This is a genomic window from Bradyrhizobium sp. AZCC 2230 (genome assembly GCF_036924495.1).
Taxonomy (GTDB): Bacteria; Pseudomonadota; Alphaproteobacteria; order Rhizobiales; family Xanthobacteraceae; genus Bradyrhizobium; species Bradyrhizobium rifense.
Map to the genome: position 1 here is coordinate 7,944,197 of NZ_JAZHRS010000001.1, position 15,369 is coordinate 7,959,565.

Genomic DNA, 15,369 nt, shown 5'->3' on the forward strand with positions numbered 1-15,369 from the left:
TCCGGCATGACGATGATCCCAAAAGCGCCAGATCGCAGCGCGCTCGAACAGGAGCAATTCCTCAAGGTCCTCTCGCGTGAGGAGGCGCTCGGGCGCTTCGAGGCGGCCCTGTTTCCGCGCGCGATCCCCAGCGAACAGCGCAGGCTTGGCGATGCGCTCGGTACAGCGCTCGCCGAGGATATCACCGCGCCGATCGACGTGCCGCCGTTCGACCGCTCCAATGTTGATGGTTTTGCCGTGCGCTCGGCGGATCTTTCCGCAGCCGGTGAAGGCGCACCCGTGCGGCTCGCGCTGAACGGCGAGACCATTCACTGCGGCACCGCGCCCAAGCTGCAAATCGCACTGGGGACCGCAACGCCAATCGCCACGGGCGGTCCGCTGCCGCGTGGCGCCGATGCTGTGGTCATGGTCGAGCACACCCAGCCGGCCGGCTCTGATGCGATCGATGTTCGTCGCGCGGTCTCGCCGGGGCAATTCGTGTCCTATGCCGGATCCGACATCGCGCGCGGCGAGGCGCTGCTGCGCGCCGGCACGATCATAGGCTCGCGTGAGATCGGCATGCTGGCGGCCTGTGGCATCGCCGAGGTGAAAGTTGCGCGGAAGCCGCGTGTTGCGGTGATCTCCACCGGCGACGAACTGGTGCAACCCGGTGAGGCGCTTGCGCCTGCCGCAATCTACGACACCAATGGCGCCATCGTCGCAGCCGCGATCGACGAAAATGGTGGCGAGGCGACTTTCCTGGGCGCCGTTCCCGACGACGAGGCCAGGCTCGAAGCCGCCATGCGCAGCGCGCTGGCAAATGCCGATATGCTGGTGCTCTCCGGCGGCACGTCAAAGGGGGCGGGCGATCTGTCCCATCGCATCATCGGCCGGCTCGGCCAGCCCGGCATCATCGCGCATGGCGTAGCGCTCAAGCCGGGCAAGCCGCTGTGTCTCGCGGTGTGCGACGGCAAGCCGGTTGTGATCCTGCCGGGCTTTCCGACCTCGGCGATGTTCACCTTCCACGACATGATCGTGCCGGTGCTGCGCAAGATGGCCGGCCTGCCCCCGCGCTCCGATGCCAAGGTGAGCGCCGTCGTGCCGGTGCGCATTTCTTCCGAGCTCGGCCGCACCGAATTCGTCATGGTTTCGCTGGTCGAGGGCAAGGACGGCCTGATCGCCTATCCCTCCGGCAAAGGCTCTGGTGCGATCACGTCCTTCGCCCAAGCCGACGGCTTCTTGCGCATCGATGCGCTCGCCGACCAGATGCCGGCGGGGACCGAAGCAGAGGTCACTCTGTTCACGCCGCATGTGCGGGCGCCTGATCTCGTCATCGTCGGCAGCCATTGCACCGGCCTCGATCTCGTCACCGCACCGCTCGCGCATGCCGGCCTCACCGTGCGCTCGATTGCGGTGGGCAGCCTCGGCGGACTTGCGGCCGCGAAGCGCGGCGAATGCGATCTCGCGCCGATCCATCTGTTCGACGACAAGAGCGAGACCTACAACACGCCTTACCTCGCCGAGGGGCTCGAGCTCGTGCCGGGCTGGCGGCGGATGCAGGGCATTGTCTATCGCAAGGGCGACAAGCGATTTGAGGGGCTCGGCGCGAAGGAGGCCGTTGCGGCTGCGCTCGCCGACCCCGCCTGCATCATGGTCAACCGCAATCAGGGCGCCGGCACGCGCATCCTGATCGACCGGCTGCTCAGTGGCGCCCGTCCGGAAGGCTATTGGAACCAGCCGCGCTCGCACAATGCGGTCGCCGCAGCCGTCGCGCAGCATCGCGCCGATTGGGGCATGACCATTGCGCCGGTCGCCCATGCGGTCGGCCTCGGTTTCATTCCGCTCGCGGAAGAGCATTATGACTTTGCCTTGGTGACGGCGCGCAAGCAACGTCCGGCGGTGCAGGCGTTTCTTGATGCACTCGGCTCGGACGAGGCTCGCGTGGCGCTCGAGCGCGCTGGCTTCCGGCCAGCTTGAGTGGACGACGCGGCATTCAAGCCGCGCGGAAAACAGGGTGGGGGACGCGATGGCAAGGCCGCTTTCGGTTGCGATTGTCGGTGCCGGCATGGGCGGGCTCGCGACCGCTGCGGCGCTCAGGCGTGTCGGCGTCGACGTGATGGTCTACGAGCAGGCCTCCCAGTTCGCCCGGATCGGTGCCGGCATCCAGATCGGCTGCAACGCGATGAAGGTGCTGCGCGCGCTCGGGCTTGAGCAACGGATGCGCGAGCAATCGTTCTATCCGCGGTCCTGGAATAACCGCGACTGGAAGAGCGGCGACATCAAGTTCGACATGATCTTTGGCGAGAGCGCGGAGGAGGAGTTCGGCGCGCCTTATCTGCTGGCGCATCGCGGCGATCTCCATGCGGCGCTGGCGCGCGTCGTGCCGGATGAGTTTGTGCGGCTCAACCACAAGCTCGCCGGTCTCGACCAGACCGGCGAGGGCGTCAGGTTGAGCTTTGCCGACGGCACCAGCGCTGTTGCCGATGCCGTGGTCGGCGCCGACGGCGTGCATTCGGCGGTGCGCGACATTCTGTTCGACACCGCGCCGGTCAAATTCACCGGCCGCATCGCCTATCGCACCACCTATCCTGCCGCGCTGCTCGGCGGGAAGATCGACGACTGCACGAAGTGGTGGGGCGAGGACCGCCACATCGTGATCTATTACGTCAAGCCGGACCGCAGCGAGGTTTATCTCGTCACCAGCCAGCCGGAGCCCAATTTCCGGATCGAGTCCTGGTCGGCGAAGGGCGACGTGCGCGACCTGCGCGCCTCGTTCGAAGGCTTTCATCCGCAGGTCGGTCAGGTGTTGGCGGCGTGCCCCGACGTGCACAAATGGGCGATCATGGATCGCGATGCGCTGGAGCGCTGGGCCGATGGCAAAGTGACGCTGCTCGGCGACGCCTGCCATCCGATGACGCCCTATATGGCGCAAGGTGCGGCGATGGCGATCGAGGACGCCGCGGTGCTGTCGCGCTGCCTCGACGGTGTCGACCGCGACGGCGTCGTGGATGCCTTCCGCCGCTTCGAGGCGACGCGCAAGGTGCGGACCACGCGGGTGCAGGAGACCTCGCGTGCCAACATCTGGCTGAAGGAGCGGACCGATACGAGCTGGGTCTACGGCTACGACGCCTGGTCGGTGCCGCTGGCGGCTTGAGCTTGATTAAGACGCCGCATCCAGCGCCGCAAGCCGCTCGGCTTCCGCGATGTCCTCGACCGTATTGGCATTGAAGAACGGATCGAGCGGCTCGGTCTGCCACGTCACCGTTGCGAGCGGATATCGCGCGGTCCAGCGGTCGATTTTGCGGAGATCCTCGACGACCAGCCCGTGACGCAGCTCGTCGCGCAAGGCGACGCGCCACAGGCCGATCACCGGATGCGACTGGTCGCCGGATGCGGCGACCGCAAGCTGTGCGTTTTCCTGCGCACGCGCCTTATGAAGGCGTGCAACAAGGTCTCGGGGGAGGAAGGGACAGTCGCCGGCGGCGCTGAGCACCCATTCGACCTCCGGCCGGTTCGCAGCGGTCCAGTCGAGCGCGGCCAGAATGCCGGCGAGCGGGCCGGGGAAGCCAGGCACGTCATCGGCAATGACCTGCAAGCCGAACGCGGCGAAGCGCGCTGGATCGCCGTTCGCATTGAGGATCAATCCGTCGCACTGGGGCTTCAGGCGCGCGATCACGCGCTCCAGGATGGTGCGGCCGCCGATAGTCCGCATCGGTTTGTCGCCACCGCCCATGCGGCGCGCGAGGCCGCCGGCGAGCAGCACGCCAAGAGTTGATGGAATGCTCGTTGCCGGAGTACTAGTCGTCACCACGTTCGCCCTTGCGCTTGTGCTTCGCCGATTCCTCTTCGACGTAATCGAGGTTCTGGTCGTAGACGATCCGCTCCGCGCCGGCGAGCGCGATGAAGCGCTTTCCGCGGGTGCGTCCGACCAGCGTCAGCCCGACTTGCCGGGCGAGATCGACGCCCCAAGCGGTGAAGCCGGAGCGCGACACCAGGATCGGGATGCCCATCCGCACCGTCTTGATCACCATCTCCGAGGTGAGACGTCCTGTCGTGTAAAGGATCTTGTCGGACGCATCGACGCCGTGGCGATACATCCAACCCGCGATCTTGTCGACGGCGTTGTGGCGGCCGACGTCCTCGGTGTAGCAGAGCGGCTCGCCCTCTTTGCACAGCACGCAGCCGTGGATCGCGCCGGCCTCGAGATAGAGCGAGGGCATGGTGTTGATGGTCTGCGTCATCTGGTAGAGCCAGGAGGTGCGCAGCTCGGCCTTTGGCAGTGCGACGCTCTCGACCGCCTCCAACAGGTCGCCGAAGGCGGTGCCCTGCGCGCAGCCCGAGGTCTGCGTGCGCTTCTTCAGCTTGGCTTCGAAATTGGTGTGGTGCTCGGTGCGCACCACCACGACCTGGAGGTCGTCGTCGTATTCGACCTCGGTGACCGCGTCATTATATTTCAGCATGTTCTGGTTCAGCAGGTAGCCGAGTGCCAGATATTCCGGATAGTCGCCGATCGTCATCATGGTGACGATCTCCTGCGAATTCAGGTAGAGCGTCAGCGGCCGCTCCATCGGCACCTTGATCTCGACCTTGGCGCCGGTCTGGTCGGTCCCGGTCACGCTCTGGGTCAGGCGCGGATCGTCGGGGTTCGGGACGATCAGGGGCACCGGGGCTTTGTCGATCTTCATCATGGCCGTGACGTTAGCATGACATTCGGGTCAAGCCGATATAAGCATGCTGGCGGAAAGCGGAAATGCCTCCCTTCGTCATTGCGAGCGCAGCGAAGCAATCCAGAAATGTATCCGGGGTGGCAGTCTGGATTGCTTCGCTCCGCTCGCAATGACGGGGAGAGGCCGGAGGTTCCATCGGCTGGCGAGCCGTTGGCGGAGATCGAACGGTTATGAAAGTCATCGGCCTTGCAGGCTGGAGCGGTGCGGGCAAGACCACGCTGTTGACGCGGCTGATCCCGCATTTCAACGCGCAGGGCCTGCGCGTCTCCGTCATCAAGCATGCGCATCACCAGTTCGACGTCGATGTCCCCGGCAAGGATTCCCGGCGCCATCGCGAGGCCGGTGCGGCCGAGGTGCTGGTGGCGTCGTCGAACCGTTGGGCCCTCATGCATGAGTTGCGCGGGGCGCCGGAGCCGCGGCTGCCGGAACTGTTGGCCAAGCTGTCCGCGGTCGATCTCGTGGTGGTCGAAGGTTTCAAGCGCGAGCCGCATCGCAAGATCGAGGTGCATCGCGCCGCCAATGACAAGCCACTGCTGTTCCCCGACGATCCCGGCATTGTCGGGATTGCGACCGACGCGGCGGTTGAAACCCGGCTGCCGACCGTCCATCTCGATGACATCGAAGCTGCTGCGGTATTGCTGCTGCGTTCGGCGATGCCGGTCGAGGAAGCGGTTGCAAGAAGCGCGGCGATGCGCTGACGAGGCACCATGGCGCAACTGTCGGACGATTGCTTTGCCTTCGGCGGACCGATGATGTCGGTCGATGAGGCCGTTGGCCTGATCACGGCACGCGTCAGCGCGATTGCCGATCTCGAGACGGTGGCGCTGGTCGATGCCGACGGTCGTGTGCTAGCGCGCGATATCGCGGCGCCGATGCCGCTGCCGCCCTTCACCAACTCCGCCGTCGACGGCTACGCAGTGGGCAATGCCGACCTTTTGCAGGAAGCGGAACAGTCGTTCCCGCTCGATGGCCGTATCCAGGCCGGCGGCCTTGCGCAAGCACCGATCAAGCCCGGCCACGCCGCGCGCATCTTCACGGGCGCGCCGATGCCGCCGGGGGCCGAGACCGTCTTCATGCAGGAAGACGTCCGCATCGATGAAGCCGGCAAGATCGTACTGCCACCCGGGCTGAAGCCAGGTGCCAACGTTCGCCCGGCAGGAGAGGACATTCCGGTTGGGCACGTTGCGCTGCGTGCCGGCCAGCGGCTGCGGCCCCAGCATGTCGCGCTCGCTGCAGCCTTCGGTCTGACCCGGCTCGATGTCGTCAGGCGTATCCGTGTCGCCGTTTTCTCCACTGGCGATGAGCTGGCCTCGCCCGGCGAGCCGCGTGCGGCCTCGCAGCTGTTCGATTCCAACCGCTTCATGCTGATGGCGATGTTGCGCCGTCTCGGCTGCGAGGTCTCGGATCTCGGCATTCTGCGCGACGAGCGCACTTCGCTTGCCAGCGGATTGAAGCAGGTGGCAGGCCACCACGATCTGATCCTCACCACCGGCGGCGTCTCGACCGGCGAGGAAGACCATGTCAAGGCGGCGGTCGAGAGCGTCGGCTCACTGGTGCTGTGGCGGATGGCGATCAAGCCGGGCCGGCCCGTGGCGATGGGCGTCATCGGCGGCACGCCGTTGATCGGGTTGCCTGGAAATCCCGTCGCGAGTTTTGTCACATTCGTCCATGTGGTGCGGCCGACGGTGCTGGCGCTCGCCGGAAGTCTGCCGGAGCCGCTGTTGCCGATCCCGCTGCGCGCGGCGTTCACCTACAAGAAGAAGTTCGGCCGTCGCGAATATGTGCGGGCGTCGTTGCGGCGTGCACAGGATGGCACGCTGGAGGCTGTCAAGTTTCCGCGCGAAGGCGCTGGACTGCTGTCGTCATTGGTCGAGACCGACGGCCTCATTGAACTGGGCGAAGATATCACGCGGGTCGAACCGGGCGAGAATGTAGGTTTCCTGTCCTATGCTGATCTGCTCTAGGCCATTGCATTGACGTCCTCGGCCCCTCCCGCCATGTTGCACCCATGACAAGAACAACGACCAGAACGACACTTGATCTAACCGGGCTGAAATGCCCGCTGCCCGCCTTGAAAACACGCAAGGCGTTGAAACCGTTGCAGCCGGGCGATCAGCTCGAAGTGCACTGCACCGACCCATTGTCGGTGATTGACATTCCGAACCTGATCCGCGAGACGGGCGACACGGTGGAGATCACCGAGCGCAATGAGGCGCGCATCGTGTTCTTGATAGAAAAAACGAATGGTTCGATAGACAGTGCCAATGCTGCGCTGCGTTCTTGAACGCGTTACCGCGCGGATACCGACCATTTATCTATCGACATCGATCGCGGCTTCTGCCCCAATTGACTTTCTCTGTGCAGGCGCGGAGGTTGAGTCTTGTCCGCGATACGCGGATCAGCGGGCCAGTTGCGAAGCCTGCAGATCGTATCGGGCATAGAGCCCCGATCGAGGGGTTAACTTTTCAGACGCGCGTGACGATCCTGGCGCGTGTCGGGTGATTGTGCGGAGCAGCAGGGACAACAGCTGCGCCGCAATGGGCTGAGGACCGGGATGTTAGCGGCAGGCTGCTCAGAAGGGCGGTTGCTGGGGAGGAATGCATGACGACAATCGAAAGCGCTGGAAGGATTTCAGGCGCTGGCGCGGGGTTTCTTGATCGCGAGCGGACCATTGCGACCGCCGGGTTCAATCGCTGGCTGGTGCCACCGGCCGCGCTCTGCATCCATCTCTGCATCGGCATGGCCTACGGCTTCTCGGTGTTCTGGCTGCCGCTCTCGCGCGCGATCGGATTGACGGCGCCCAAGGCCTGCCCCGACATCTCGCTGTGGCAGGAGCTCTTCACCACCACGTGCGACTGGAAGGTCGCGAGCCTCGGCTGGATGTACACGCTGTTTTTCGTCGTGCTCGGCCTCTCTGCTGCGATGTGGGGCGGCTGGCTCGAACGTGCCGGGCCGCGCAAGGCTGGTTTCGTCGCGGCGTGCTGCTGGTGCGGCGGCCTCCTGCTCGGCGCCATCGGAATCTATGTCCACCAACTCTGGATCATGTGGCTCGGCTCCGGCGTGATCGGCGGCATCGGCCTCGGTCTCGGCTACATCTCGCCGGTGTCGACGCTGGTGAAATGGTTCCCCGACCGGCGCGGCATGGCGACCGGCATGGCCATCATGGGCTTTGGCGGCGGCGCCATGATCGGCGCGCCGCTGGCGAACTGGTTGATGGATCAGTTCAAGACCCCGACCTCGGTCGGCGTCTGGGAAACCTTCCTCACCATGGGCGTCATCTATCTCGTCTTCATGATGATTGGCGCGTTCCGTTATCGCCTGCCGCCCACGGGGTGGAAGCCGGAGGGCTGGACGGCGCCGAGCGAGAAGAAGACGATGATCTCCGAGCATCACGTTCATCTCGACAACGCGCACAAGACGCCGCAGTTCTGGCTGATCTGGTGGGTGCTGTGCTTGAACGTGTCGGCCGGCATCGGCGTGATCGGCATGGCCTCGCCAATGCTCCAGGAAATCTTTGCGGGCAAGCTGATCGGCCTTCCGGACGTCGGCTTCAACGCGCTGAACGCCGCGCAGAAGGCGCAGATCGCTGGTATTGCGGCGGGCTTTGCCGGTCTGCTGTCGCTGTTCAACATCGGCGGCCGCTTCGTCTGGGCCTCGCTGTCGGACTATATCGGCCGCAAGAACACCTATTACACCTTCTTCATTCTCGGCATCGTGCTCTACGCGCTGGCGCCGACCTTCGCGGCGATGGGCTCGAAGCTGCTGTTCGTGCTCGGCTTCGGCATCATCCTGTCGATGTATGGCGGCGGCTTCGCCACCGTGCCGGCCTATCTCGCCGACATGTTCGGAACGCAGTTCGTCGGCGCAATTCACGGACGACTGCTCACGGCCTGGTCGACCGCGGGCATCATCGGCCCCGTCGTGGTCAACTACATCCGCGAGTTTCAACTCGCGGCCGGCGTGCCGCGCGACCAGCTCTACAACACCACCATGTACATTCTCTGCGCGATGCTGATCGCGGGCCTGATCTGCAACTATCTGATCAAGCCGGTCGATTCGAAGTGGTACATGAGCGAGGCTGAGGTGTCGAAGCTCCAGGCCTCGACCGCAGGCACGAATGCAGGGCAGAGTGGTTCGTTCGGAATCGGAACGGGCGGCCTCGACGGCAAGGCCGCACTGTTCTGGGCGTTCGTTGCGATCCCGTTGGCCTGGGGCGTGTACAAGACGCTGCAGAGCGCCTGGAACATCTTCTGATCGGCAGGCCTATACCGCCCGCGGGATGCTGCGTGCATCCCGCGGCGCTCATCCAAATCACTAAGAATGGGATCCATGGGGATTTTCATGTTTCGCACCCGTATCTGCCTTGCCGCCATGCTGCTGGCAGCAAGCCTTCACACCGCGTCTGCTCAGACTGCGGCAGCGCCTGCGGCACCGGCACCTGCCGCGACGACCGACGCCAAGCCGCCGGGCAAGATGAAACTCACCATGCAAAAGTTGAAGGACATGAAGGCGAAGTGGACCGCCAACAAGCCGAAGCTGAAGGCGTGCCGCGCTGAGGTGAAGGCCAAGGGACTGATTGGCGACGATCGCTGGTTCTATATCCAGGACTGCATGGACAAGACCTGAGGCCGCGCACATTCGACTCGGTGAAGGGGGCGTGGGGCTTGTCGGGCTCCATGCCCCTTAAATGCTTTATGGAACATACGAATTCCCCTTGGCATCTGGTATGCCAAGGGCTAAGCTTGGACTCGTTCTAAAGAAAGTCTACGAGACGCAGCGATGGACCACGACGACGTTCACAAGGTCAGGGAATTCGAGCATCCGGGCGAGGGCCGCAAGCGCGCCAAGGCCACGCCCAAGGGCCGGCAGGTCGATCCGACCGCTGCGCATGAGATCGAGCAATTGCTCGGCGATCGCCCACGGCGGCGCGATCTCCTGATCGAATATCTGCACCTGATCCAGGACAAATATCACCAGATCTCGGCTGCGCATCTTGCCGCGCTCGCCGACGAGATGAAGCTCGCCTTCGCCGAAGTGTTCGAGACCGCAACCTTCTATGCGCATTTCGACGTGGTGAAGGAAGGCGAGCCCGACATCGCGCCGCTGACGATCCGCGTCTGTGACTCCCTCACCTGCGCGATGGTCGGCGGCGAGAAGCTGCTTGCCGATTTGCAGAGCGCGTCGAGACCCGGCATCCGCGTCGTGCGCGCGCCCTGCGTCGGCCGCTGCGATACGGCGCCGGCCGCAGAAGTCGGTCACAATTTCGTCGATCATGCGACCGTCGCCTATGTGATGGCGGCCGCCAAGGCTGGCGATACGCATGCGCATCTGCCCAAATATATCGACTACGACGCCTATGTCGGCGGCGGCGGCTACAAGCTGCTGGGTCGCGTGCGCTCCGGCGAATTGTCGAAGGACGATCTGCTGAAGGGGCTCGACGACGCCGCGCTACGCGGCCTCGGCGGCGCCGGCTTCCCGACAGGGCGGAAATGGCGCGCGGTGCTGGGCGAGCCCGGTCCGCGGCTGATGGCGATCAACGGCGACGAGGGCGAGCCTGGTACGTTCAAGGACCGCTATTATCTCGAGACCGATCCGCATCGTTTCATCGAGGGCATGCTGATCGGTGCGCATGTGGTGCAGGCCTCCGACGTCTACATCTATCTGCGTGACGAATATCCGGCGTCGCGCGAGATTTTGGAACGCGAGATCGCAAAACTGCCGGCTGGCGGTCCGACGCTGCACATGCGCCGCGGCGCCGGTGCTTACATCTGCGGCGAAGAATCTTCGCTGCTCGAAAGCATCGAGGGCAAGCGCGGCCTGCCGCGGCACAAGCCGCCTTATCCGTTCCAGGTCGGCCTGTTCGGCCTGCCGACGCTGATCAACAACATCGAGACGCTGTGGTGGGTGCGCGACATCGTCGAGAAGGGCGCCGACTGGTGGAAGGGCAATGGCCGCCATGAGCACCATGGCCTGCGCAGCTTCTCGGTCTCGGGTCGCGTCAAGAACCCCGGCATGAAGCTCGCACCCGCCGGCATCACCGTGCGCGAGCTGATCGACGAATATTGCGGCGGCATGGCCGACGGCCACCAGTTCTATGCATATCTTCCGGGCGGCGCGTCCGGCGGCATTTTGCCGGCGGCGATGGACGACATCCCGCTCGATTTCGGCACGCTGGAGAAATACGGCTGCTTCATCGGATCAGCGGCGATCATGATCTTGTCGCAAAAGGACAGCGTGCGCGCGGCGGCGCTCAACCTGATGAAGTTCTTCGAGGACGAGAGCTGCGGCCAATGCACGCCGTGCCGCGTCGGAACCCAGAAGGCGGCGCAACTCATGCAGAAGCCGGTCTGGAACCGCGCTTTGCTGGAAGAATTGAGCCAGGCGATGCGCGATGCCTCGATCTGCGGGCTCGGACAGGCGGCATCGAATCCGCTGTCCTCCGTGATCAAATATTTCCCTGACGAGTTCAAGGAAGCGGCCGAATGACGAAGATTACGTTCGAGCTCGACGGCAAGCAGGTCGAGGCCAAACCCGGCGAGACGATCTGGCAAGTCGCAAAACGTCAGGGCCGCGAGATTCCGCATCTCTGCTATTCGCCGGCGCCCGACTATCGCCCCGACGGCAATTGCCGCGCCTGCATGGTCGAGATCGAGGGCGAGCGCGTGCTCGCCGCCTCGTGCAAACGTACGCCGTCGGTCGGCATGAAGGTGAAGACCGAATCCGCGCGAGCGGTGTCGGCGCAGAAGATGGTGATGGAGCTGCTGGTCGCCGACCAGCCGGCGCGCGAAACCTCGCACGATCCCGATTCGAAATTCTGGCATTGGGCCGAGACGACAGGCGTGACCGAAAGCCGCTTCCCCGCCGCCGAGCGCTGGGAGACCGACGCCAGCCATCCGGCGATGCGCGTCAATCTCGACGCCTGCATTCAGTGCGGCCTGTGCGTGCGCGCCTGCCGCGAGGTCCAGGTCAACGACGTCATCGGCATGGCCTATCGGAACCATGGCTCGAAGATCGTGTTCGACTTCGACGATCCCATGGGTGAGTCCACTTGCGTCGCCTGCGGCGAATGCGTGCAGGCCTGCCCGACCGGTGCGTTGATGCCGGCCGTGATGCTCGACGACAAGCAGACCCGCGTGACCTATGCCGACAAGAAGGTGGATTCGCTCTGCCCGTTCTGCGGCGTCGGCTGCCAGGTCACCTACGAGGTCAAGGACGAGAAGGTGATTTATGCGGAAGGCCGTGATGGCCCGGCCAATCACAATCGTCTTTGCGTCAAGGGCCGCTTCGGCTTCGACTACATCCACCATCCTCATCGCCTGACCAAACCGCTGGTGCGGCTGCCGAATGCGAAGAAGGATTCCAACGACCAGGTCGATCCCGCCAACCCCTTCACGCATTTCCGTGAAGCGAGCTGGGACGAGGCGCTCGACATCGCCGCCAAGGGCCTCGTCAAGATCCGTGACGAGAAGGGCGTGAAGGCGCTCGCCGGCTTCGGCTCGGCCAAGGGCTCGAATGAAGAGGCCTATCTGTTCCAGAAGCTGGTCCGCACCGGATTCGGCTCGAACAATGTCGATCACTGCACCCGGCTGTGCCACGCCTCGTCGGTGGCGGCGCTGTTCGAAGGTCTGAGCTCGGGCGCCGTGTCGGCGCCGTTCTCCGCCGCGATGGATGCCGAAGTGATCTGGGTGATCGGCGCCAACCCGACGGTGAACCACCCGGTCGCGGCGACCTTCATCAAGAACGCGGTCAAGCAGAACGGCGCAAAGTTGTTCGTGATGGATCCGCGCCGACAGTCGCTGTCGCGTCACGCTACCAAGCATCTGCAGTTCAAGCCGGGCTCCGACGTCGCCATGCTGAACGCGATGATCAACACGATCATCACCGAAGGCCTGACCGACGACCAGTACATCGCCGGCTATACCGAGGGCTTTGAGGATCTCAAGGAGAAGATCAAGGAGTTCACGCCGGAGAAGATGGAGGCGATCTGCGGCGTCCCGGCGCAGACGCTGCGCGAGGTTGCGCGGACCTATGCGCGGGCAAAGTCGTCGATCATCTTCTGGGGCATGGGCATCAGCCAGCACGTCCACGGCACCGACAATGCGCGCTGCCTGATTGCGCTCGCGCTGATCACCGGCCAGGTCGGCCGGCCCGGCACCGGCCTGCATCCGCTGCGTGGCCAGAACAACGTGCAGGGCGCCTCCGACGCCGGCCTGATCCCGATGTTCCTGCCGGACTACCAGCCGGTCGGCCGCGACGATCTGCGCGGCAGTTTCGAGAAGCTGTGGGGACAGGATCTCGATCCCGTCCGCGGCCTGACTGTGGTCGAGATCATGAATGCGATCCATGCCGGCGAGATCACGGGCATGTATATCGAGGGCGAGAACCCCGCGATGTCCGACCCCGATTTGCAGCATGCGCGCCAGGCGCTCGCCATGCTCGATCATCTCGTCGTGCAGGATCTCTTCGTCACCGAGACCGCGTTTCACGCCGACGTCATTCTGCCGGCCTCGGCCTTTGCCGAGAAGGAGGGCTCCTTCACCAACACCGACCGCCGCGTGCAGCTCGCGCGCCAGGTGATCAAGCCGCCCGGCGATGCGCGGCAGGATCTCTGGATCATCCAGGAGATCGGCAAGCGCATGGGGCTGCCGTGGAATTATGCCGGCCCGGGCGAGGTCTACACCGAGATGGCGGAGCTGATGCCGTCGCTCAAGAACATCAGCTGGGAGCGGCTGGTGCGCGAGGGCGCCGTCACCTATCCGGCCGACGATCCGAACAAGCCCGGCAACGAGATCATCTTCACCACGGGCTTCCCGACCGCGAGCGGCCGCGGCAAGATCGTGCCGGCCCATGTCATTCCGCCGGACGAACTGCCCGACGACGAATATCCGATGGTGCTGTCGACCGGCCGCGTGCTGGAGCACTGGCACACCGGCTCGATGACCCGCCGTGCCCAGGTGCTCGACCAGATCGAGCCGGAGGCTGTCGCGTTCATGTCGCCGAAGGACATGCACAGGAAGAAGCTTGCGCCCGGCGATTTCATTCGGCTGGAGACCCGCCGCGGCGCGGTTGAGGTCAAGGTTCGCTCCGACCGCGACGTGCCGGAGAACATGGTGTTCATGCCGTTCTGCTACGCGGAGGCGGCGGCGAACCTGCTGACCAACCCGGCGTTGGATCCGTTCGGCAAGATCCCGGAGTTCAAGTTCTGCGCGGCGAGGGCCGAGCGCGCGGAGATGCGGGACGCGGCGGAATAGCAATCCGCGAAAACAACCCCATGCACAGTAGGGCAGGGGTTGAAAGGAGTGAAAAATTTTCGGTCTTACCGAAATTTCTTGCTCCGTCGGGCAAAACACCTGTATAAGGGCATGATCACCAATAGCGCCCGGCTTCGCGGCCCGCGATGACGGTGGTAAAAATGATCCATGTCCAAAGTCACCCCGGCCACCCGCGCACTCTCCGCAGCCGGCGTCGCCTTCACCGTCCATGCTTACGACTATGATCCCGACGCTGAGAGCATCGGTCTCCAGGCGGCCGCCTCGCTCGGCGAGGACCCGGCGCGCGTGCTGAAGACGCTGATGGCGCTCGTGGACGGCAAGCCAGTCTGTGTCATCGTCCCGTCCGACCAGGAAGTCTCGATGAAGAAGCTCGCTGCCGCCGGGAGCGGCAAATCGGCGCAGATGATGAAGCCGCCGGAGGCCGAACGCGTCACCGGCTACAAGGTCGGCGGCATCAGCCCGTTCGGGCAGCGCAAGCAGGTTGGCACCGTGATCGAGCAGAGCGCGCTCGCTCACGATCTGGTCTATATGAATGGTGGTCGGCGCGGCTTGCAGGTGCGCCTCAAGCCCGGCGATGTGCGTGATGCTCTGAAAGCGGTCGTCGCGGATGTGCTGGCGTGAGCCCGTGGCTTACTGCTTCTGCAACAGCTTGAGCCGACAGCGCAATGCCTCGCGGATATGCGCGCGCGCGAGCTGTTCGGCCTTGTCGCCGTCGCGCGCGGCGATGGCCTCGATGATGGCCTGATGCTCGCTGTGGCTGGTCGAGGGGCGGCCCGTCACGGTGAAGGTCGTGGGGCCGAGCAGGGCGATCCAGTCCTGTAGTTCCCGCGAGGCATTGTCGAGATAGCGGTTGCGCGCGGCGCGGCAGATCGCCTCATGGAAGGCGCGGTTGAGCCTTGCTCTTTCTCTTGCCATCTCGGCGGCATCAGTCTCGGACGCCTCGACAAAGGCCTGTTCGATATCGCGGAGCGCGTCGACCTCAGGCGCAGATGCGTGCTCGGCGGCGAGGCGCGCGGCGGCGCCTTCCATGATCTCGCGCATGGCGTAGAGCTCGAGCACCTCCGATATGTCGAGGTTGCGGACGATCAGCCCGCGGCCGCCGGCAGGCTCGACGAAGCCGCGCGCGGCGAGGCGGCCAAGCGCCTCCCGCACCGGCGTGCGGCTGACCTTGAGCCGCTGGGCGACCTCTTCCTCACGCAGGCGATCGCCGGCGCGGTAGCTGCCGGCCTGGAGCGCCTCGCAGAGCGAGCGGAACACCGCTTCGCCGAGCGCCACGCCGCCACCACGTGCGATTGATCCGCCTGCCTTTGCCGGCCGTCTGGCCATGAATCCTCACGCACGCAATGCGCATCCTGCCCATGCAGAGATGCCGCTTGCACCGTGTCTGTATA

At 64.7% G+C, this 15,369-nt stretch carries 13 protein-coding genes; 10 read left to right on the forward strand and 3 right to left on the reverse strand.

Annotated features, from left to right (window positions below; genetic code table 11):
* The first annotated feature begins 6 nt into the window (after window positions 1–6).
* Window positions 7–1,956, forward strand: a complete 1,950-nt coding sequence (locus V1280_RS37870) for a molybdopterin biosynthesis protein (protein ID WP_334535707.1) — start codon at window positions 7–9, stop codon at window positions 1,954–1,956.
* Window positions 1,957–2,005: 49 nt separating this feature from the next.
* Window positions 2,006–3,133: an FAD-dependent monooxygenase gene (locus tag V1280_RS37875; protein WP_334535708.1), complete on the forward strand. Its 1,128-nt coding sequence runs from the start codon at window positions 2,006–2,008 to the stop codon at window positions 3,131–3,133.
* Between the two features lie 6 nt (window positions 3,134–3,139).
* On the opposite strand, the gene mobA is transcribed toward V1280_RS37875, so the two are convergent.
* A complete protein-coding gene (gene mobA, locus V1280_RS37880; protein ID WP_334535709.1) occupies window positions 3,140–3,787 on the reverse strand; it encodes a molybdenum cofactor guanylyltransferase MobA in 648 nt (215 codons plus the stop codon).
* Window positions 3,777–4,667, reverse strand: a complete 891-nt coding sequence (gene fdhD, locus V1280_RS37885; protein WP_334535710.1) for a formate dehydrogenase accessory sulfurtransferase FdhD — start codon at window positions 4,665–4,667, stop codon at window positions 3,777–3,779. The genes mobA and fdhD overlap by 11 nt, the downstream gene beginning before the upstream one ends.
* Before the next feature lie 209 nt (window positions 4,668–4,876).
* On the opposite strand from fdhD, the gene mobB reads away from it, so the two are divergent.
* The 8 genes from mobB to ybaK all read left to right on the forward strand — a co-directional run bounded on the left by mobB (window position 4,877) and on the right by ybaK (window position 14,599).
* Window positions 4,877–5,404 carry a molybdopterin-guanine dinucleotide biosynthesis protein B gene (mobB, locus tag V1280_RS37890; protein ID WP_334535711.1) on the forward strand — a complete coding sequence of 176 codons (528 nt, stop codon included), beginning with the start codon at window positions 4,877–4,879 and terminating at the stop codon, window positions 5,402–5,404.
* 9 nt (window positions 5,405–5,413) lie between these two features.
* Complete coding sequence (locus V1280_RS37895) at window positions 5,414–6,670, forward strand: molybdopterin molybdotransferase MoeA (protein WP_334535712.1); 1,257 nt, start codon at window positions 5,414–5,416, stop codon at window positions 6,668–6,670.
* A 44-nt stretch (window positions 6,671–6,714) separates the two neighbouring features.
* Complete coding sequence (locus V1280_RS37900) at window positions 6,715–6,990, forward strand: sulfurtransferase TusA family protein (RefSeq protein WP_334535713.1); 276 nt, start codon at window positions 6,715–6,717, stop codon at window positions 6,988–6,990.
* A 317-nt stretch (window positions 6,991–7,307) separates the two neighbouring features.
* Window positions 7,308–8,960 (forward strand): OFA family MFS transporter, encoded by a 1,653-nt coding sequence (locus tag V1280_RS37905; protein WP_334535714.1) that lies wholly within the window; start codon window positions 7,308–7,310, stop codon window positions 8,958–8,960.
* Between the two features lie 87 nt (window positions 8,961–9,047).
* The gene (locus V1280_RS37910) at window positions 9,048–9,332 is read left to right on the forward strand and encodes a hypothetical protein (protein ID WP_334535715.1); all 285 of its coding nucleotides are present in this window, start codon (window positions 9,048–9,050) and stop codon (window positions 9,330–9,332) included.
* A 153-nt stretch (window positions 9,333–9,485) separates the two neighbouring features.
* Window positions 9,486–11,192: an NADH-ubiquinone oxidoreductase-F iron-sulfur binding region domain-containing protein gene (locus V1280_RS37915; RefSeq protein ID WP_334535716.1), complete on the forward strand. Its 1,707-nt coding sequence runs from the start codon at window positions 9,486–9,488 to the stop codon at window positions 11,190–11,192.
* A complete protein-coding gene (gene fdhF, locus V1280_RS37920; RefSeq protein WP_334535717.1) occupies window positions 11,189–13,957 on the forward strand; it encodes a formate dehydrogenase subunit alpha in 2,769 nt (922 codons plus the stop codon). The genes V1280_RS37915 and fdhF overlap by 4 nt, the downstream gene beginning before the upstream one ends.
* A 168-nt stretch (window positions 13,958–14,125) precedes the next feature.
* Window positions 14,126–14,599: a Cys-tRNA(Pro) deacylase gene (gene ybaK, locus V1280_RS37925; protein WP_334535718.1), complete on the forward strand. Its 474-nt coding sequence runs from the start codon at window positions 14,126–14,128 to the stop codon at window positions 14,597–14,599.
* A gap of 9 nt (window positions 14,600–14,608) precedes the next feature.
* On the opposite strand, the gene V1280_RS37930 is transcribed toward ybaK, so the two are convergent.
* On the reverse strand, window positions 14,609–15,304 hold the full coding sequence (locus tag V1280_RS37930; protein WP_334535719.1) for a GntR family transcriptional regulator: 696 nt from the start codon (window positions 15,302–15,304) through the stop codon (window positions 14,609–14,611).
* Window positions 15,305–15,369 lie beyond the last annotated feature (65 nt).

Excerpts from the sequence above, each read along its gene's own strand:
- V1280_RS37870 (WP_334535707.1), top strand. The coding sequence starts at position 7 with ATGACGATGATCCCAAAAGCGCCAGATCGCAGCGCGCTCGAACAGGAG.
- V1280_RS37875 (WP_334535708.1), top strand. The coding sequence starts at position 2,006 with ATGGCAAGGCCGCTTTCGGTTGCGATTGTCGGTGCCGGCATGGGCGGG.
- fdhD (WP_334535710.1), bottom strand. The coding sequence starts at position 4,667 with ATGATGAAGATCGACAAAGCCCCGGTGCCCCTGATCGTCCCGAACCCC.
- mobB (WP_334535711.1), top strand. The coding sequence starts at position 4,877 with ATGAAAGTCATCGGCCTTGCAGGCTGGAGCGGTGCGGGCAAGACCACG.
- V1280_RS37895 (WP_334535712.1), top strand. The coding sequence starts at position 5,414 with ATGGCGCAACTGTCGGACGATTGCTTTGCCTTCGGCGGACCGATGATG.
- V1280_RS37900 (WP_334535713.1), top strand. The coding sequence starts at position 6,715 with ATGACAAGAACAACGACCAGAACGACACTTGATCTAACCGGGCTGAAA.
- V1280_RS37905 (WP_334535714.1), top strand. The coding sequence starts at position 7,308 with ATGACGACAATCGAAAGCGCTGGAAGGATTTCAGGCGCTGGCGCGGGG.
- V1280_RS37910 (WP_334535715.1), top strand. The coding sequence starts at position 9,048 with ATGTTTCGCACCCGTATCTGCCTTGCCGCCATGCTGCTGGCAGCAAGC.
- V1280_RS37915 (WP_334535716.1), top strand. The coding sequence starts at position 9,486 with ATGGACCACGACGACGTTCACAAGGTCAGGGAATTCGAGCATCCGGGC.
- fdhF (WP_334535717.1), top strand. The coding sequence starts at position 11,189 with ATGACGAAGATTACGTTCGAGCTCGACGGCAAGCAGGTCGAGGCCAAA.
- ybaK (WP_334535718.1), top strand. The coding sequence starts at position 14,126 with ATGTCCAAAGTCACCCCGGCCACCCGCGCACTCTCCGCAGCCGGCGTC.
- V1280_RS37930 (WP_334535719.1), bottom strand. The coding sequence starts at position 15,304 with ATGGCCAGACGGCCGGCAAAGGCAGGCGGATCAATCGCACGTGGTGGC.